Annotated in this window: 14 protein-coding genes and 6 pseudogenes; 5 read left to right on the top strand and 15 right to left on the bottom strand. The window is 42.3% G+C overall.

Features of this window, described 5'->3' with window-relative positions; all coding sequences use genetic code 11:
* Positions 1 to 29 precede the first annotated feature (29 nt).
* Positions 30 to 266: pseudogene (locus NI462_RS12155) on the top strand (hypothetical protein); the annotation flags it as partial.
* Positions 267 to 295: 29 nt separating this feature from the next.
* On the opposite strand, the gene NI462_RS12150 reads toward NI462_RS12155, so the two are convergent.
* From NI462_RS12150 to fruB, 4 genes and pseudogenes are all read right to left on the bottom strand, one after another.
* Positions 296 to 1,978, bottom strand: a complete 1,683-nt coding sequence (locus NI462_RS12150; RefSeq protein WP_100358239.1) for a fructose-specific PTS transporter subunit EIIC — start codon at positions 1,976 to 1,978, stop codon at positions 296 to 298.
* 4 nt (positions 1,979 to 1,982) lie between these two features.
* Positions 1,983 to 2,915, bottom strand: coding sequence for a 1-phosphofructokinase (gene pfkB, locus NI462_RS12145; RefSeq protein ID WP_100358240.1), 933 nt, complete (start codon positions 2,913 to 2,915; stop codon positions 1,983 to 1,985).
* A 7-nt stretch (positions 2,916 to 2,922) separates the two neighbouring features.
* Positions 2,923 to 4,572, bottom strand: a pseudogene (ptsP, locus tag NI462_RS15210) (phosphoenolpyruvate--protein phosphotransferase); the annotation flags it as partial.
* An 86-nt stretch (positions 4,573 to 4,658) separates the two neighbouring features.
* Positions 4,659 to 5,787, bottom strand: a pseudogene (fruB, locus tag NI462_RS15205) (fused PTS fructose transporter subunit IIA/HPr protein); the annotation flags it as partial.
* A 328-nt stretch (positions 5,788 to 6,115) separates the two neighbouring features.
* Here fruB and NI462_RS12135 point away from each other — a divergent pair.
* Positions 6,116 to 6,265, top strand: a pseudogene (locus NI462_RS12135) (VF530 family DNA-binding protein); the annotation flags it as partial.
* A gap of 353 nt (positions 6,266 to 6,618) precedes the next feature.
* Here the strand turns inward: NI462_RS12135 and lldD are convergent.
* The 4 genes from lldD to NI462_RS12115 form a co-directional block, all read right to left on the bottom strand.
* Positions 6,619 to 7,764 carry an FMN-dependent L-lactate dehydrogenase LldD gene (gene lldD / locus NI462_RS12130; RefSeq protein ID WP_004282143.1) on the bottom strand — a complete coding sequence of 382 codons (1,146 nt, stop codon included), beginning with the start codon at positions 7,762 to 7,764 and terminating at the stop codon, positions 6,619 to 6,621.
* Positions 7,765 to 7,767: 3 nt separating this feature from the next.
* Positions 7,768 to 8,511 (bottom strand): transcriptional regulator LldR, encoded by a 744-nt coding sequence (gene lldR, locus NI462_RS12125; RefSeq protein ID WP_004282146.1) that lies wholly within the window; start codon positions 8,509 to 8,511, stop codon positions 7,768 to 7,770.
* 17 nt (positions 8,512 to 8,528) lie between these two features.
* Complete coding sequence (lldP, locus tag NI462_RS12120) at positions 8,529 to 10,193, bottom strand: L-lactate permease (RefSeq protein ID WP_004282148.1); 1,665 nt, start codon at positions 10,191 to 10,193, stop codon at positions 8,529 to 8,531.
* A 224-nt stretch (positions 10,194 to 10,417) separates the two neighbouring features.
* Positions 10,418 to 10,570 (bottom strand): hypothetical protein, encoded by a 153-nt coding sequence (locus NI462_RS12115; protein ID WP_370940781.1) that lies wholly within the window; start codon positions 10,568 to 10,570, stop codon positions 10,418 to 10,420.
* A 288-nt stretch (positions 10,571 to 10,858) separates the two neighbouring features.
* On the opposite strand from NI462_RS12115, the gene NI462_RS12105 reads away from it, so the two are divergent.
* Entirely contained in the window at positions 10,859 to 11,092 is a 234-nt protein-coding gene (locus tag NI462_RS12105) for a hypothetical protein (RefSeq protein ID WP_228738685.1), read from the top strand.
* A gap of 189 nt (positions 11,093 to 11,281) precedes the next feature.
* Positions 11,282 to 11,623, top strand: a complete 342-nt coding sequence (locus tag NI462_RS12100) for a histidine kinase dimerization/phospho-acceptor domain-containing protein (protein ID WP_253160787.1) — start codon at positions 11,282 to 11,284, stop codon at positions 11,621 to 11,623.
* 421 nt (positions 11,624 to 12,044) lie between these two features.
* On the opposite strand, the gene bioD is transcribed toward NI462_RS12100, so the two are convergent.
* From bioD to NI462_RS12065, 7 genes and pseudogenes are all read right to left on the bottom strand, one after another.
* Positions 12,045 to 12,710 carry a dethiobiotin synthase gene (gene bioD / locus NI462_RS12095; RefSeq protein WP_004282154.1) on the bottom strand — a complete coding sequence of 222 codons (666 nt, stop codon included), beginning with the start codon at positions 12,708 to 12,710 and terminating at the stop codon, positions 12,045 to 12,047.
* A complete protein-coding gene (bioC, locus tag NI462_RS12090) occupies positions 12,707 to 13,492 on the bottom strand; it encodes a malonyl-ACP O-methyltransferase BioC (RefSeq protein ID WP_253160785.1) in 786 nt (261 codons plus the stop codon). The genes bioD and bioC overlap by 4 nt, the downstream gene beginning before the upstream one ends.
* Entirely contained in the window at positions 13,459 to 14,628 is a 1,170-nt protein-coding gene (locus NI462_RS12085; RefSeq protein WP_180181365.1) for an 8-amino-7-oxononanoate synthase, read from the bottom strand. The genes bioC and NI462_RS12085 overlap by 34 nt, the downstream gene beginning before the upstream one ends.
* Positions 14,625 to 15,905 carry an adenosylmethionine--8-amino-7-oxononanoate transaminase gene (bioA, locus tag NI462_RS12080; RefSeq protein ID WP_253160783.1) on the bottom strand — a complete coding sequence of 427 codons (1,281 nt, stop codon included), beginning with the start codon at positions 15,903 to 15,905 and terminating at the stop codon, positions 14,625 to 14,627. Before bioA ends, NI462_RS12085 begins: the two co-directional genes overlap by 4 nt.
* Before the next feature lie 88 nt (positions 15,906 to 15,993).
* Positions 15,994 to 16,704 carry an alpha/beta hydrolase family protein gene (locus NI462_RS12075; RefSeq protein WP_253160781.1) on the bottom strand — a complete coding sequence of 237 codons (711 nt, stop codon included), beginning with the start codon at positions 16,702 to 16,704 and terminating at the stop codon, positions 15,994 to 15,996.
* Between the two features lie 66 nt (positions 16,705 to 16,770).
* Positions 16,771 to 17,760, bottom strand: coding sequence for a biotin synthase BioB (gene bioB / locus NI462_RS12070; RefSeq protein ID WP_004812090.1), 990 nt, complete (start codon positions 17,758 to 17,760; stop codon positions 16,771 to 16,773).
* Between the two features lie 147 nt (positions 17,761 to 17,907).
* Positions 17,908 to 18,516: pseudogene (locus NI462_RS12065) on the bottom strand (IS982 family transposase); the annotation flags it as partial.
* Between NI462_RS12065 and NI462_RS12060 the strand changes: the two are divergent.
* Positions 18,505 to 18,643, top strand: a pseudogene (locus NI462_RS12060) (hypothetical protein); the annotation flags it as partial. The pseudogenes NI462_RS12065 and NI462_RS12060 sit on opposite strands and share 12 nt — an antisense overlap.

The following is an 18,643-nucleotide window of genomic DNA, read 5'->3' as shown; positions in this document are numbered from 1 at the left end:
GATCAGTAAAGGTTTAGAACTTTCCTGCACATCAAATGGATATCATGGGTGAGGCACTGGATATTCCTCGACAAGCTCTTGTGAAACTTGGTACTCAGGAAGCGGAACTTTGTGTCCAAGAAGTCGATGAAATTATTGGCTCGATTTGTAAGGTTGCAATCCGATTCAGCAATATCGCTCATGACCTATTACCTGGACAAATTCAAGCAGAGACTCTCCAACTGATCCAAAATAGGATTGAGCATAATATTCATTTATTGCACTAAATAGCCTTCACAAAGCTTCTATGAAGGGCTTATTCTAACCGTTGTTTTATCACGGCATAAGCTACACCAGTCACCACACTTCCAATCGCAATCGCCAATAAATATTTTAATGGATAATTCATCGCATTCGGAATGATCAGTACCATTACACCGCCATGAGGAGTGACTAGTTCACATTTAAATAATGCAACCAAAGCCCCAGTTACAGCACCACCTGCGATCGCGCATGGAAGCACTCGAATCGGGTCTTTGGCAGCAAACGGAATAGCCCCTTCCGAAATAAAACATAGGCCCAGAACTACAGCAGCCTTCCCTGCATCTTGCTCAGGTTTGGCAAATTTATGCTTTGCCAGAAAAGTTGCAATTGCCATACCCAATGGCGGTACCATACCCGCAGCCATGGTAATCGCCATCGGTCCGTATGTTTGTGACGTAAGTAAGCCCACCGTAAAGGCATAAGCCGCTTTATTTATTGGCCCCCCAACATCAATACACATCATACTCCCAAGGATAATCCCCATGATCATGGCATTGGTCGTCCCCATATTGGCAAGGAAGTGTGTGAGTAATTCAAACAATTGTGCAACAGGCTGTCCAACCACATAAATCATGATTAAACCAACAGCTAAACTGGCCAATAGTGGAATAATCAAAATTGGTTTTAATGCTTCTAGGCTACTTGGGAGTTTAAGCTGTTTCGATAAAAATAACGCAATATAACCTGCAATAAAACCTGCAACTAATCCACCGAGAAAGCCTGCCTCTAATTGTGTTGCAAGTAAACCGCCAATCAAACCTGGAGTTAAACCCGGACGATCCGCAATAGAATAAGCAATGTAACCTGCCAGCATAGGTACCATAAGAGTAAATGCTGCAGCACCTATTTGCTTTAAGGATGCGGCAAAGCTTCCTTCAACAGGATTGAGGCCAAACATAAACGAGATGGCAATGATCAAACCGCCCGCCACCACCATCGGCAGCATGAAAGACACCCCTGTTAAAAGGTGTTTATAAATTCCAGTTTTTTCTTTGTTTTCATTTTCTGTCTTAGTGGCTGTTTGCTTACCCGTTTCAAGCACTTTGGCTTCAGCAATTGCGTTTGCAAAAGTCTTATCCGTTTGCTTAAGGGCAAATCCTGTACTGCAGCGATATACGCGTTTGCCTACAAAGCGATCTGTATTGACCTCAATATCCGTTGCTAAGATCACCACATCTGCTTTGACAATACTTTCTGCCGATAAAACATTTTTAGCCCCGACCGATCCTTGGGTTTCAACATCAATCTGATAACCGTGCTTTACTGCACCTTGTTGTAAGGCTTCGGCCGCCATAAACGTATGCGCAACACCAGTTGGACATGCTGTAATGGCGACAAACCGTGTAACCCCTACATTGGCTGCAATAGTTTCATCTAAAGCATCTGAATGCTCAAGAACTTGTTGCAAAAGCATGATCGCATCGTGTTGTGCGTTATTCAAACCAATGACTTTCACAACCTTGTCACGCAGTTGATCTGCATCTGCCGACTTCTGTCCAACAAAAACAACCGTATCAATAACATTTGATAAATCAAGATGCTCGACTGATGTCGCCACATGATTGGAAATACCAAGTGCTGTTGCTGCTTTGGAGAGTTTTTTGGCCAAAATCACTGCATTAATCGGCTGCTCGGGACTATGTGGCACAAATAAAATATGTTTTATCTCTTGCATCGTATTAACTCAATGATTGGACTGAGATTTGCGATTTCAAATCTTCAATAACAGTAAAGTCTGGAAGAGCAAACCCAATTTGGGTCACAGCATTGCTCGCAATTGCGGTTGCTGTTTTCAATGTTTCTTCTGGGGAAGTTGAACTCAACAAGCCATGAATCATACCTGCCAGCAAGGAATCTCCCGCACCCACCGTACTTTGGACGGTGACCTTCGGTGTAGTAGCATGCAGGGGTTGCGTGCGGTGAAGCCAGTTCACCCCGTTTTCACCCATCGAGACCACAATATGTTCGATCTGACTATTTAAACTGGCAAAAAGATGCTGCTGTTCTGCAAACGTTTCTGCTGGCAAATGGTAGGTTTCAGTCAACTCATCTGTATTAGGCTTAATCAACCAAGGATGGGCAGCAATTGCTGCTTTCAACGCAACACCACTGGTATCTACTGCGACTTTTTTACCAGCAGACTGTAACCATAGAATCAGTGTTGAAAGCTCTTCTGCAGAAAAACCTTGTGGCAAACTACCTGCAATCACAATCACATCAACCTCTAAAATCAGTTGAGATAGGCGTTCACGTAATTGTTGTTTTGCTGAGGTATCTATAAAAAAGCCCTTGCCATTGATGTCAGTCATCTGACCAGAAGCTTCTGCAACTTTAATGTTTTGTCGTGTTTCACCTGCAACATAAATAAATTGGTTATCAAATTGCTCTTGCTGGATATGATGGTCAAAAATTTGACGGTTTTCTTGCCCCAAAAAGCCACTCACAATCAGTTCATGTCCCAAATCCTTAAGGACCTGTGCCACGTTTAAGCCTTTACCTGCTGCATGGCTTTGGGCCGTTAACTGACGATTGACCTCGCCAACTTTTAGTTGATCCAATTGCACGGTGAGGTCAATTGCAGGATTCAGAGTAATGCTTAATATCTTAGCCATTCGGTAATTACTCCACCAATGCACGTACGGCAGTTGCACTGTCACAACTTAAGGCTTGCTGTGCAACCTGTTGGCAATTTATATAGTTCAAACCACGAATTTGCGCCTTCACCAATGGAATACTGGTACTCGACATACTCAACTCATCCACGCCCAAGCCCATCAATACAGGCACAGCTTTTGGATCAGCAGCCAATTCACCACAAATGCCCACCCATTTACCATACTGATGTGCTGCCCGAACCGTTTGATCAATCAATAGCAAAATACTCGGATGTAAGCCATCAGCTTCAGCAGACAACAGTGGATGACCACGGTCAATCGCCAGAGTATATTGAGTCAAGTCATTGGTTCCAATACTAAAAAAATCAACTTCTTGAGCAAGAATTGGAGCCAACAGTGCTGCCGCAGGAACCTCAATCATAATACCGACTTGTAAGTTTTCACATGGATGCTGTATGCGAACCTCATCCAAAATTGCTTTTGCTGCTCGCCATTCTTCAACCCGCCCAATCATAGGAAACATAATTCTTAACGGGCGATTATCCGCTGCTTTAAGTAAAGCAACCAATTGCTGACGTAACAACTCTGGCTTACGTAAAGTCAGACGAATACCACGTAAGCCCAAGAATGGATTTTCTTCCTTTTCAATAGGCAAATACGGCAAAGGTTTGTCCCCGCCCACATCAAGTGTACGTACCACCAATGGACGACCCGCCAAAGCATCTAACACCACCCGATAATCGGCTTCCTGTGTAGCCTCATCAGGCGCAATGCTGTGTGACATAAAGACCAATTCTGTGCGTAGCAAACCAATTGCTTCTGCCCCATCAGCCACAGCCTGTATCGTAGCGTCCACTTTGCCAATATTAGCTGCGATTTCAACTTGATGTTGATCCAGTGTGATGGCAGGTTCAAAACAATGCTGTTCTGCTTGTTCTCGCAACTCGCGCTGGTGTTGGCGCTCTGCAATGGCATGATCAATCTGACTTTGCTCGGGTGAGACCACATACTCACCAGTATCCCCATTAATTAGAACTGTGGCATGGTTCTCAATATTTAAAACAGCTACACCCGCACCTACGACTGCTGGAATAGCCAGAGCACGTGCCACAATGGCACTATGGGCACTCGCTCCACCAACCGCGGTCAAAATGCCTGCAACACGATCTTTATTCAGACGCGCTACATCACTCGGGCCAACATCATGCATAATTAAGATATAAGGTTGCTCGGGTTCTATGACATCGGCCACACCGCACAAAACAGCCAAAACTCGCTCACCAATATCCCTTAAATCAGCCGCACGCTCTGCAAGTAAACGATCGCTAAGTGCAGCCTGTGCGGTAGCAGCCACTTCAATATGATCATGCCAAGCTGCAGCAGCAGACAACCCCTGTTTTAAACCGCGTTGTACACTTTGGAGGAGGTCTGGATCATCCAGCATTTCCAAATGTGCCATGAATATCTGCTTAATGGCAGTAGATTCAGTATGTGCAATGAATTGACGTAAGCTATTTTTCACCTGATGAAGCGCAATTTCAAGCTTTTCATTCTCAGCTTTAAAACTCTGTCCGCGACGTTCATAACTAAATTCGCGTGGCTTCACCACATGAGCAGGACCAAAAGCAAGGCCAGTTGATGCCGCAATACCGCAGCTACCCGTATCGCCATGTGATTCAAAAGGCATTAATTCCAAAGTATTTACGACTGGGTCACTACTGCTGTGCTGATGAGATACAAAATCAACAGCTTCAACCTCTTCTCCTAAGCCCTGTTTAACTGCATCAATAATCTGTTCTAAGCCTGCTACAGCATCGGTATCGGGTTGTGCAATAAAAGTCAGAGTTTGACCACGACGACATCCCATGGCTAATAATTTGGTTAAACTTTTTGCCGAAACGTAAGCCCCCTCATCTACAGCAACGAGAACATCCCCTGCAAATTTCTTAGTCATATTGACCAAGTGTGTCGCGGGACGCGCATGTAGACCATGAGCATTAGCTAAGACAATACGACGAGATGGCCAATCAGGAATCAGTTCAGCACCAATTAACTGCGCCAACTGGTGACTATCTTGCTCTTGGTTGAGGATATGAACTTGTTCAGTATCAAACAAAATATCCATTAACCGTTGAAACCGTTGCATATCCAGTTGCTCATTACTGGCAATACACACCAAAGTCTTGAGCATTTCCTGCTGATGGCTTAAAACCTGTTCCGCTTTTACCAAACTTACAGCTGGGCTCAAAACATGCTGGTTAGAAGTGATCGACCAGACCCCCTCCCCTAAATGAATCATGCTGTTTAGATTTAAACCCGACAGAAAACCACACTCCACCATTTTTTGCTGTTTCAGCAACTGTGTTGCCTGCCAAATTAAATCCTCTACATCTAGTGCAGGAACTTGAGTGGCGATTAAATTTTCATGCAATGCCAAAGATGCAGGTTGGGCTTGTAATAATGCAATAATTTGCTCTGCGGATTGAGCCTGTTTCACTTGATCAGCGACATCATTAATTAAAGCCCGCGTCAAAATTTGTAAGACTTGCAAATGCTCATCTGATTTCGCAGCAATCACCACCGCTAAATAAATTTTATTTTCACCGTCCCAAACAACTCCTTCAGGAAAGTGCGCCAGACGAATACCAGTTTTTAAAATATATTGGCGAGACTGAGGCGTCCCATGCGGAATGGCAATTCCTTGCCCTAAATACGTTGCACTTTGTTGTTCGCGCCCGGTCAACCCATGAATATAATCAGGTGTAACCAATTGGTCTTCGACCAAGATATCGACTAGACATTGCAACGCTTGTGCTTTATCAGTGGCGTGTTGTTTCATTCGAATATGTTGTATATCTAGCGCGAGCATAAAGCGTCCTTGCAAAATAGCATAGTGAAAAGCTATGCCTTTTTACTGGAGAAAAAATAAAAGTCGAATTCTACTCAGGATTTACACAAAAATCTGTATATTTTGATTTTATCTTGATAATCATTATTACGACGCAATTAAGAAACGACGAGATTCTCCAAAGCCCAGTGTTGCGATAGTTGGGTTTAGTTCTAATTGAACCGCTCTATCTCTGATTTCAGGGGTATATTTAGGTTTTTCATCGGATCACTACGCTTCGCTACGTCTTGCGAAGCAATGCGTCTCATCTCAGAAAGTTTGGTCTCCGACAAACCCGGTACGGTTCAGTTTAAGTCGTAAAATTGAAGTTAGATGTTTTTGCATAGATCCAAGTGTTAAATCATCATTGCGATTCTTGCGTACCACACCCTAGGCACGTGAAAAAGTAGAAAGCTTATATTTGTACGTGTTACGTCAAAAAGCAAAACAGAAACCGTAGCCCCAGGCAACACCCCTCTCATCATAAAATTATACCAGTCAGTAAAATACCTTTAGATTAAGCATATGTATGTTGGTTATTATTGTTGATTATCACAATAAATTAGTGACCAAAAATCAAATTACCCCACCCTACATTAAATTACACCACACAAAATAAAAACTCTATATAACTGTTATATATAGAGTTTACTAACATACTAATTATGTTATTTAGTGTATTTTATGTTGGTGACTCTTACCAAGGTTGGTTTTTTTCAAAAGGAAGCTTTGTTTACCCAAATTATTTAGATAAGAATCTCTTTTTCCAAAGGAAAGTTGGCAAAGCCTTAGTAATGTGAGTAATTAAATCGCTTACTCTTTCTCTAGTTTGACCAGGCAATCCGATGTAATATCTGCAATGGTTCTTGCACCAGTCAATGTCATTGCCACACGCATTTCTTTCTCAATCAAATCTAGTAAATTACTTACCCCAGAACCGCCGGCAGCACCAAGTGCGTATACAAATGCACGACCAAGCATACAAATATCTGCACCCATAGCCAACATACGTACCACATCAAGACCGTTACGAATCCCTGAATCTGCTAAAATTTTGATGTCACCTTTGACCGCACTTGCAATTGAAGGAAGCGCACGAGCAGAAGACAAAACACCATCAAGCTGACGACCACCGTGATTGGAGACCACAATTCCATCTGCTCCGAAACGTACCGCATCCTTGGCATCCTCAGGATCTAAAATCCCCTTAATAACCATGGGACCCTCCCAATAATCACGAATCCACTCAAGATCTTTCCAAGAAATTGAAGGGTCAAAGTTATTTCCCAGCCAACCGATATAATCTTCCAGACCTGTCGGCTTACCTAAATATTTCGAAATGTTACCCAAATCATGCGGACGACCCAATAAACCGACATTCCAAGCCCAGTGTGGGTGCATACACGATTGCATATAACGACGTATTGCAGCATTTTTACCACTCATTCCTGAATGTGCATCACGATAACGCGCACCTGGAACAGGCATATCGACTGTGAATACTAAGGTAGAACAGCCTGCGGCTTTAGCACGTTCCAAGGCATTTTTCATAAAACCACGGTCACGTAGTACATACAGTTGAAACCACATCGGACGTTGAATCGCAGGTGCCACTTCTTCAATTGGACAAACTGAAACTGTTGATAAGGTAAATGGAATGCCCTTTTTATCTGCGGCAACCGCGGCTTGAACTTCACCACGACGCGCATACATACCCGTTAGACCTACAGGTGACAATGCCACTGGCAACGCCAAATTTTCACCAAACAATTGCGTTTCTAAGCTCAGCTCAGACATGTCATTTAACACACGTTGACGTAAAGCGATTTTTGATAAATCGTCTACATTACGCTTTAAAGTATATTCCGCATAGGCACCACCATCGATGTATTCAAATAAAAATGGCGGTAAACGACGTTTCGCAGCTTCACGATAGTCATTTGCAGAAGAAATAATCATAACTTATGTCCTATTTAATCGACTCGAACGTTGACGACGAGCTTCTTCTTCATCGATCATACGTACGCGTTGAACAACAAATTCAATATGCCCACAAGCTGCCTTACGTGCAGTCTCTGAGTCTTGACGTTCAATTGCGTCCATCACCTCAAAATGCTGGTCATGCAATTGTTCAAAATGTTGTGGTGTGGTGTAAACTTTACGTCGCCCTAACATCACGTTGTCTTGCAATAAATCAAACAAACTACGCATCATTTGGATCAGCACTAGATTGTGGGATGCTTCTGCAATCGCCAGATGAAAATTCGCATCCGCTATTGCTGCGTGGGCATCATCACCTAAAGCCTGAAAATGGCTAATCTGCTCAAAACATTGACGAATATTGATCAAATCACTGGGTGTGGCACGTTGTGCGGCATACCATGCTGTACCACCTTCAAGCACCATACGAGCTTCTTGTACATCAAAACGATATTCAGGATCCTGATCCATCAAACCGGATAATGGCTCAACGATTTGATACTGTGACCAATGTGCAGGCAACTGCTTTAAATAGGTGCCTGCACCCGCTTTGCTCTGAATAATCCCTGCGGTAATCAGTTGTTGAATCGCCTCACGTAAAGAGCTACGAGACACACCTAACTGTTCACAGAGTTGGCGTTCAGCAGGCAATCGCTCTCCGACTTGCACATTATTTTTTTCAATCAATAGACGTAAACGCTGTACCACTTTGTCGGAGACTTTCATTTTTTTCCTTGACCCGTTTACGGAATCATCCACGGGAAAACATAAGCTTGTAAGGTCACAATAATACCAATCATCACCGTAAAGATAATGCTGTGTTTTACTGTAAATCTAAATAAATCAGATTCTTTACCAACTAAACCCACTGCTGCACAAGCAATCGCGATTGATTGAGGGGAAATCATCTTACCTGTTACTCCACCACTGGTATTGGCAGCAACTAACAAGACTTCAGGCACACCGATTTGCTGTGCTGTAGTTGCTTGTAACGCTGAAAACAATGCGTTAGCTGAAGTATCTGAACCTGTAAGAAACACTCCAACCCAACCCAAGAATGGTGAAAAGAACGTGAAAGCCTGACCCGTATGTGCCAGTGCTAAAGCAAGCGTCGCTGACAGACCTGAATAGTTTGCAATGAACGCAAAAGCCAGTACCATACCAATCGAATAAATTGGGGTTTTTAGTTCATTCACGGTTTCAAAGAATGTCGAAACTGCCTCTTTAGGTTTCATGTTTAAATAAATAATCGTGATCAATGCCGCCAATATAATCGCCGTACCCGTTGCTGATAACCAATCAAACTTATAAATCGCATCATAATCTTTAATTTCAGGCACGACAGGTGGTAGCTTTTGAATCAATTGATGCAAATACGGCACTTTAATTGAAACTACTAAATCACTTAATGGGCCGTCCTTAACAAATAAATCTTTAAAAGGTTTGATGCTCCAGATCGTCACCATTGCTGTAAGTATCAGAAATGGAGACCAGGCTTTGGCTATCTGTGCCACACTATATTGTTTACGAGCTTGCTTGATAATAGTTTCATCTACCTGTATATTTTTGTCCTCAAAAAGAAAAATATGTTTTGGTTTCCAATACTTAAGCAAGATAGTTAAACTGATTAATGATGCAATTGCAGCAGTGATATCGGGTAACTCAGGCCCAACAAAATTTGATGTTAGATATTGCGCTAAAGAAAAAGATAAGCTGGCAACTAAAATAGCAGGCCAAGTTTCTTTAACCCCACGCCAACCATCCATGATTGCCATGATCCAGATCAATACAATTGGCACCATAAAGGGTAACTGACGACCAACCATTTGACTGATTTCCATGGTGTCAACACCTGAAACCTGCCCAGCGACAATGATCGGAATTCCCATTGCACCAAAAGCAACAGGTGCAGTATTAACTATCAGGCATAGCCCAGCCGCATATAAAGGCTTAAAGCCGAGTCCCACCAACAGTGCCGCAGTAATTGCGACGGGCGCACCAAAACCTGCCGCACCTTCTAAAAACGTACCAAAAGCAAACCCAACTAATAGCATTTGCAGACGTTGATCTTCTGTAATTGACAGAATAGACGAACGAATAACATCAAACTGTCCTGTTTTTACTGAAATCTTATATATAAAAACTGCACCGATAATAATCCATGCAATTGGCCACAGGCCGTAGAAGAATCCATAGACCATTGATGCTAATGCCATTCCAATTGGCATTTTGTATAAAAATAATGAGACCAGAAAGGCTAAAAAAACGGTAATTGTAGCGGCTACACTACCCTTCATGCGAAAAATAGCTAACGCTAAAAAAAAGAAAATAATTGGAACTAGCGCAATAGCACTCGAAATCCAGATATTGCCTATAGGATCATAAATTTGTTGCCACTGTTGAAGCATTGTCTACTCCTTGAAATGCTTAACTACTAGATTGAACAGTTTATTGTACTTAAACACTAAATTGGTATGACCAATTTAGTGTTTAAGAGATAAAATGTGCATTTTGTATTGGCGATATTAGTAATATTAGCCCAAAAACACAATATAAAAGATTTAATTTATTTTTTGGTATGACCAATTTTTATAATCTCTTAAAATTTTATACATTAGATTTCTTTCATAATTCACTTTTTACTCAGCTCAAAATTATAGATTCCCACAATTAAATTAAATCTTAATCCTAGTCTTTTGCCAGGGTTGCGATATCGCTCGGCAAGGATTTTGAAGGTTTTCAAAGTTCCAAATACCTGTTCAATTCCAATTCTTCTTTTATTGATTTCTTGGTTATAAAGTTTTAGCTCGAGATCTGGTTTTTAGTGCTTTTTTGCTTTTAATGGCCATAAACTATTTGGATACAATGTATAAATCCCTTGATAGCCTTTATTTGCAAGAGGCTTTGTTGCACAAACCTACCACTGAAAGCTTCTTAGGGAATATAATTTCTAAATGAAGAGGTCTGCACCCAAGATCTATCGTACAACCAGTTGATCTACCTACAATAAAGCCTTGCTCAGTCAAGGAAATACATCAATTTGGTTTGATTCAGCCATCCAATGGTCGCTCGATTGACTCAACAACTGCCGATGCAAAACTTGGATGAAAATGTACTAGCCCAACAACTTCATTCCACCAATCAAGAGCAGTTGATTGCCTATAAAGTGTCTTTATTTGACTCTGACGTCAGTGTCGTTCAGCATGTGGTAGCAAAAACCCGAGGTGCACCGAAAGATTTAAGCCACCAAGTAGTTGGCTTTAGTACAAAGCAACAAGGTGAGGCTCAGTTATGTGTTACGTCGTGAGGATATTCAAGTGGTGGCAGCAGAGCGGATGTTCCTACGTGGATAATTGCTCAAAAAGATTTTATAATCGGTATTAATACCAATAATTTTGTCTTTATTGCTATGTATAGACTTAATCGTTTTGATTATTCGTCGAGAGCTTAAAGCCTTAGATGAAGTTTCAACCTTTTAAGTCAGCCAAATTTATCAGTGAATGATGCTACTCACTATTTAAAAACCTTAGATGCCAAAGTAATGCCTTCCAAGGTACAGTCCTTTGCCCAAAACTCTAAGCACTTAATACATAAACTGCATCAAAATCCGGAAAATGAAAAAGTATTTAGTTCATGCGCCGCCCATGAATTGCGTAGTCCTTTAACCGCGATCAAAACTCATATTCAGCTTGCACAACTGATGGCAGAACAACAGGCAAGCTCGCCCAAATTGCAACAGAGCTTGCAGCAGGTACACCTTGGTATCCGCCGATGTACCCAGCTACTGGAACAGCTTCTAGCACTTTCCTCTACCGATCAAGTACTGAGTGATATCTAGTACAGTATTGAAATTGCACGGCTCCTGACTCAGGTGATTGCCGATTTACAGTCGCTTTATCCGGAAATTGAACCCAGTTTAACAATTGACTGACCGAGCCTGACCCGAATTGCCCTACCCGATTTTGAACTAGATACCGTCTTTAAAAACCTACTTAACAATGCTCTATTGCATGCACAGGCAAACACCATTTCAATTGCTATGCTGCATGTGTGCTGATCATTCATAATGATAATCAAAGGTTGAAGATATGCATACTTGGGACAGCGTTTCTGGCATAAATCTCCCTAGCAAAATGGGCATGGGCTAGACTTATATTTGATGAAAATGGTGTTAAACAAATATGGCTATCAGATTCAATTTACAGTGGCGCAACCTCAATATTTAAGCATTCACATCAGCCTCGCTGCAAGCGGATCACTTACTTATGAGAAGACAGGGCTAAATTTAAAGCTGGAATATCAACCCATGTCGTATCAGCAAAATCACGCTGCAAATACTGTTTTAAATAAGCAATGGTATCTTCAGCGATCAAGGGATCTTTGGAGTTATCTGCATGATTAAAAGCAATGGCATATAATTGAACCCCGCGGAGTTTTAACAACTCAAGACTCAGCAAGGTATGATTAATACTGCCTAAACGCCCTGAAGTGACGAGAATCACCGGATAATTATGTGTCTGAATATAATCAATAGTTAGGAACTCTTCGGTTAAGGGCACCATTAGACCACCGGCACCTTCCAGCAAAATACAGTCGTAGGCCGCAGCCAGCTGTTCGGTAGCCTGATGAATCTGTTCAAAGTTAATGGCTCGCCCATCTAGACGCGCAGCAAGATGCGGTGAAGCCGGATACGTAAAAATTTCCGGCATGGTCAGTTTTTGCTGGTCTTCCGGTAACAATCCACAACCCATAATTGCACGATGCTGTTCGATATCTTCTGATATATCGACATTTCCGGTCTGGATCAGCTTTTGGGTTATGGTACGAATGCCCTGCTCATTCCAATTTTTGGCCAGAAAACCAGTAGTAAAGGTTTTACCAATTGCGGTATCAATGCCGCTGACAAAATAAATCTGTGCGCTCATGCTGTCTTCCGTGCAATGACATAAACCGGATGATAGGTCAGTGCATACTGTTTGCTTTCAGGATCTTGGAATTGTTGATAGCCGGTATAAAAATCCTGTAAGGATGATTTTGTCCACCGAAACCCCTGTGCCGTCGCCTGTACACCAGTGGCTTTGATATGCTGTAACACCTGTTTCGGATGCTCAAAATATAAGGTCATCTGTTTTTCTATCTGCAGCAGAATGTCAAAGCCTAAGGATTGGAGCAGTTCACAGACCTTTGCTAAAGGCAGATAATCCAAGCCCTGTCCGGTCAGTGCCTTAATTTCCTTTAAATTATTGTCAGTATAACTGGCAAAACACAGATGCCCAGAGGGATTTAAGGCCTGCGCAATGTTGAGCAATAATGCTTTTAAATCCGAGATCCATTGCAATGCAGAACAAGACAACATCATGTCCAGAGACTGAGGCAGTGGCAAGGTTTCAATATTACCAATCTCCCACAAAAGCCGATTAGATTCCGGGAAGTGCTGCTTCACTTCGACATATAGGTCATTTAAAAATAAATGATCAAAGCTATAATGCTGCATAAAAAGCCGGGTAAACAATCCTGAACCGCAGCCAATTTCCAATACCCGTTGCAAATGTGGTTGTGCCACATGCTGCTGCATGAAATGCATCAACTCTGCAGCTACGGTACTTTGTACCAGCGCATGCTGTTCATAACTGAGATTTGCCTGAGCAAAACGCTGGGCAATCTGTTTGCTGTTCATCGCGGTAAATTCCTCAGCACCTGCAGACATGCGTCCAGCTCATCCGCAGAAATGTTCTGGTTCAGGGAAATTCTGAGTCTGGAGGTGTTGGCAGGAACCGTTGGCGGACGTACTGGCAGCACATAAAACCCCTGCTGTTGCATAATTTCAGTCGCCTGAATGGTGCGTTTTGCCTCACCAATCAGTACCGGCACAATTTGCGAGGTTGACGGACAGTGATATCCCAAGTCTTGAATGCCCTGCTGACAGCGTACAGCCAATGCTGCCAAATGTACTCGTTCTGCCTGAAGCTGCTCTACCTTCTGAAAAATAAATCTAGTCCAGGCCATACATAGTGGCGGCTGGGCGGTACTAAAAATTAAAGGTCGCATGCTATTGATCAGATAGTCACGAATCACTGGCGCACAAACCAGATAACCACCAACTGAAGCCAAAGCCTTGCCAAAGGTACCGACTAGGAAATCAATTTGATCCAATACTTGATACTGTTCTGCGCAGCCCAATCCACGTTCACCGCGCACACCAATTGCATGTGCCTCATCGACATAAAGCATGACTTTTGCAAACTGCTGTTTTAATGCCACCAAAGCAGTTAAATCTGTTTCATCCCCATCCATACTGAAAATTGATTCAGTTACCACAATGATGCGCTGGATAGATTCATCTGACTGATATTTTTCTAAAAACTGAGTCAAATGCTGCAGGTCATTATGGCGGTAACGCACATAGCCAGCTTTAGATAAACGAATCCCGTCGATAATACTGGCATGTACCAGTTTGTCAGCAATGATCATGGTTTTAGCATTACTGAGCGCAGGAAGAATCCCGATATTCATGTGATAACCACTATTAAACAGCAGTACTGAACGTCCAAAAGCCTGTGACATCTGTGCTTCAAGTTGTTCAAAATTGGGAAAGTTTCCTGTCAGTAAACGTGAAGAGCTTGAACTCATATATCGCTCAGACATCGGCGTGAGGTCAAAAAATTCTTCACGTAGCGTTAAGTTGGATGCCAGACCTAAATAGTCATTGGATGCCAGATTCAGCATCTCTTGGCCATTGAGTTGCAATCGTGGCTGGCTAGAAATATTGGACTTAAACTGGCGATATTGCCCTTGCTGTTTCAAGTCATCTAGCTGCTGCTGGAAATGCTCAAGATGGTTCATGCTACTGCCTCTATCTGCTGAATCATCTCCCGCATATGCTTTAATAAAGTTTCAAGTTGCTGTGTTGAAATTACATATGGCGGCATGACATAGACCAGACGGCCAAAAGGACGAATCCAGACGCCACGGCATACACATTCAGCCTGAAAACGCGCCAAATCAATAGTTTGATGTAGCTCAACTACGCCAATTGCGCCGAGGACACGCACATCTTTGACTTGTGCCAAGGATTTTAAATCCAGTAAATATTGTTCTAGTGTACTTTCAATCTGTTGAATACGCGTCTGCCAGTCTTGAGCCAGTAACAGCTGGGTACTTTTTAATGCGACCGCACAGGCCAACGGATTAGCCATAAAAGTTGGGCCATGCATGAACACACCCGCTTCACCACTTGAAATCGTCTCTGCTACATGGCGAGTGGTTAAGGTCGCTGACAAGGTCATATAACCACCAGTCAATGCCTTACCGATACACATAATGTCTGGTGTGACCTGAGCGTGTTCATAAGCAAATAGTTTTCCAGTGCGGCCAAAACCGGTGGCAATTTCATCTAAAATCAGCAGTACATCGTACTTTTCACACAACAACTTAGCTTGCTTTAAATATTCTGGATGATAGAAACGCATCCCGCCTGCACCTTGCACAATCGGCTCAATGATCATGGCAGCAATCTGTTGATGCTGCTGTACCAGCAGGCGCTCAAGTGGATGTATATCTTCGGGTTGCCATGCCCCATCAAAACGGCTTTGAGGTGCCGGAACAAATAAACGGTTCGGCAAACTCGAACCAAAAATTTGATGCATACCAGTTACAGGATCACAAACCGACATGGCATTCCAGGTGTCGCCATGATAGCCAGAGCGTGTGGTAACAAAGTTAGTTTTTTGTGGTTGCTGACGTGCATTCCAATATTGCACAGCCATTTTCAACGCCACCTCAACCGCGACCGAGCCGGAATCGGCAAAGAAAATTTTATCCAGTTCAGGCGCCGTGATCTCAAGTAGCAGTTTAGACACATCAATCGCAGGCTGATGAGTCAAACCACCAAACATGATATGTGACATCGACTCTAATTGTTTTGTTACGGCCTGATTGAGTTCAGAATGATTATAACCGTGAATTGTGCACCACCAGGACGACATGCCATCAATCAGCTCGGTACCATCTTCAAGTTCAATGACTGCACCATGTGCAGCTTTAACTTTGTAACATGGCAAGGGTTGTGTCATGGAGGTATAAGGATGCCAAATATGCTGTTGATCAAAAGCGTCCTGCACAGAATTTACCCCAATTATTAAAACTAAAACTGATCTTAGCGCGTTAAATCTGAAAATGAAACGTCAAGAGCTACCAATCTCTTTTTGCTTAAGCCAGATCGGCTAAAAATTTTAAAATTGGCTCAACGAGTAACTTGGCATCAAAAAGGATGGCATCGTGCGTGCCCTGTATTTTTACCAAATTCAGATTTTGGGTTGTTAAAAACACGGATTCTTGACTAACTTTGCAAGGAACCAACATGTCGTTCTCGGAAAATATAAATAGCATCTTGACTGAATGATTTTTTAGGATATCCACCAGATTTAATTGATGCAAGAGATAAAGATGCTTAATCTGATAGTTTAAATCAATAATATTTAACTGTTGGTGCAATAATTTTGCACGTTCACGCGCTGCTGCACCAGCTAAAGTGACCAAGGTACAGAAGCGCTGCATCCCGCGTTTTGGATCAGCCAGTATGGAAGATTTAAATTGTGTATATTGTTCAACTGGCATCGCCTGTGGCCATGCTTCATTGGCCACGAAACAGGGATTTGACATACAGCAAATCACTGGCTTGGCAATTTTCAGTTGTTGCTGGATTTCATTAGCCAGCAAAAGTGCCAACTGTCCACCCAAAGACCACCCCATCAAGACATCAAACGAACTCGCCTGCCTGACTTTTTCGGCCAAAAGACTTTTTACGTTAGGATCGAAAATATCCCATACTTTAACTTGATGCTGCTGCCGCAACTGTTCTACAAACGGGGTTAAGACCGCTGTTCCTAGCCCCCAACCCGTAATCATCAGTATCTTCATTTTGTCTGTTCCAATAAAAAAGGGACCAATTCAAGTTGAAATGATCCCTGTTTGTTACACGATTAATTAAGCAGGTTGCATCGCATCTACAGCCAATTCTTTAGCTGTTTTCTTGGCAGCTTCAGCTTTTAAGCCTAATTTAGCAAACAAGGCTTTGTCTTTACCTTCACCACTGTTCGGGGCAGTAAGCAATTTATCACCTGAAAATAATGAGTTAGCTCCAGCCATAAATGCCAGTGCCTGATCAGAGTCAGAGAGAGATTCACGACCTGCCGACAAGCGGATATAACTCTTCGGCATAATAATCCGTGCTACCGCAATAGTACGAATCCAGTCAATCACATCCAGTTTTTCAACATCGGCCAGTGGTGTGCCTTCAATAGGAACCAGCATATTTATGGGCACCGAACCCGGGTGAATCGGCATAGTCGCTAGTTCAAATAACAAACCGACTCGGTCTTGTACGCCTTCGCCCAAGCCGACAATACCGCCACTACAGACATTAATTCCGGCATTACGCACATGATCAAGCGTATTTAAGCGGTCATCAAAGCTACGTGTACTGATGACATTGGCATAATATTCACGTGAGGTATCAAGGTTGTGGTTGTAATAATCTAGCCCTGCATCTTTCAGACGTTCCGCTTGTGAGGCATTCAGCATCCCTAGGGTCATACAGGTTTCCATGCCCAGTTTCTTGACTTCCTGCACCAGTTCCAGCACATACGGCATATCGCGTTCATGCGGGTTACGCCATGCTGCGCCCATGCAGAAACGGGTCGAACCGGAAGCTTTGGCCTGTTTGGCTTCAGCAATCGCCTTTTGTACTTCTACGCGTTTTTCAATTTCCAGATCAGTATCATAATGTGCAGATTGCGAACAGTATTTACAATCTTCCGGACAACGGCCCGTTTTAATTGAAAGCAGAGTACTGACCTGAACAGTATTCGGTTCAAAGTTTTGGCGATGAATTTGCTGTGCCTGAAACAGTAAATCCATTAAAGGCAAGTCATAAATTTCTTGTATTTCGGCACGTGACCAATCATTACGGATCATCTTGTCTGCATCATCTAAAATTCCATTGAGTAAATCATACGCTGTTTTTTTTATTTTTCTTTAGCGTTTTCTTTCATATTCATTGCCTGCTTAAAATAGCTTTAGTGTATCAAGCTATTTTGAAAGCTTATTTAACTCGAATCCTGCTTAAGCCGATGATTCCTTAATTTGAATTGTTGGCTTATTTTGATGAGTGAGTTGATATGCACATAGTGAGGCGTAAATTCCACTCAGAAACCCATGAAGACTACGTGCTTTACTCGTCACTAAATTGTATTGCCCCTTCAATAAACTGAATAATGTTTCTATCTTATTGCGTTGTCTTAGGTGATATTCATCTGATGCACAAAGTTGAATAGCCTGCATATTCTTTCGATGATAAGTAATTAAATCAATACCTTGATCTTTCAATCTAATTTTTAATTCTTGGCTGATGTAACCTCGATCCCCGTAAAGTTTTGCTTCTATACCAGCAACCAATTGCTCAACCATTTTTATATTAGCAACATGTCCATTCGATAAAGCAGAACAGGCAATTTCACCAAATTGATTCATCGCAATACGTAATTTACAGCCATAAAACCAGCCCATTGAGCTTCTACCATGTGATGCAATTTGGATTAATGATTTATGACGCTAAATACGTTGATTTTTACAAATTGGCAGAGTTGTTGAATCAATCCATAAATATTGTGTACCTTGGCCTTTCATCAGTGCCACATGTAAAGCATGTAGAGCTAATTCATGCATACCCAATTGGCTCAAGCCAATGTGAAAGCCCAGCAAGCGGCAAAAAAACCGAATGTTTTTGCTTTTGGCGAATATAGTCTGGATCAAAATGAAAACTGGATTGTCGGAGTTGCCGCACGCTATAACCTGTTTT

It is taken from the genome of Acinetobacter lwoffii (assembly GCF_024129715.1).
Classification (GTDB): domain Bacteria; phylum Pseudomonadota; class Gammaproteobacteria; order Pseudomonadales; family Moraxellaceae; genus Acinetobacter; species Acinetobacter lwoffii_U.
Note: the sequence above shows the minus strand (reverse complement) of the source record. Positions and strands in the feature narration are given on the sequence as shown.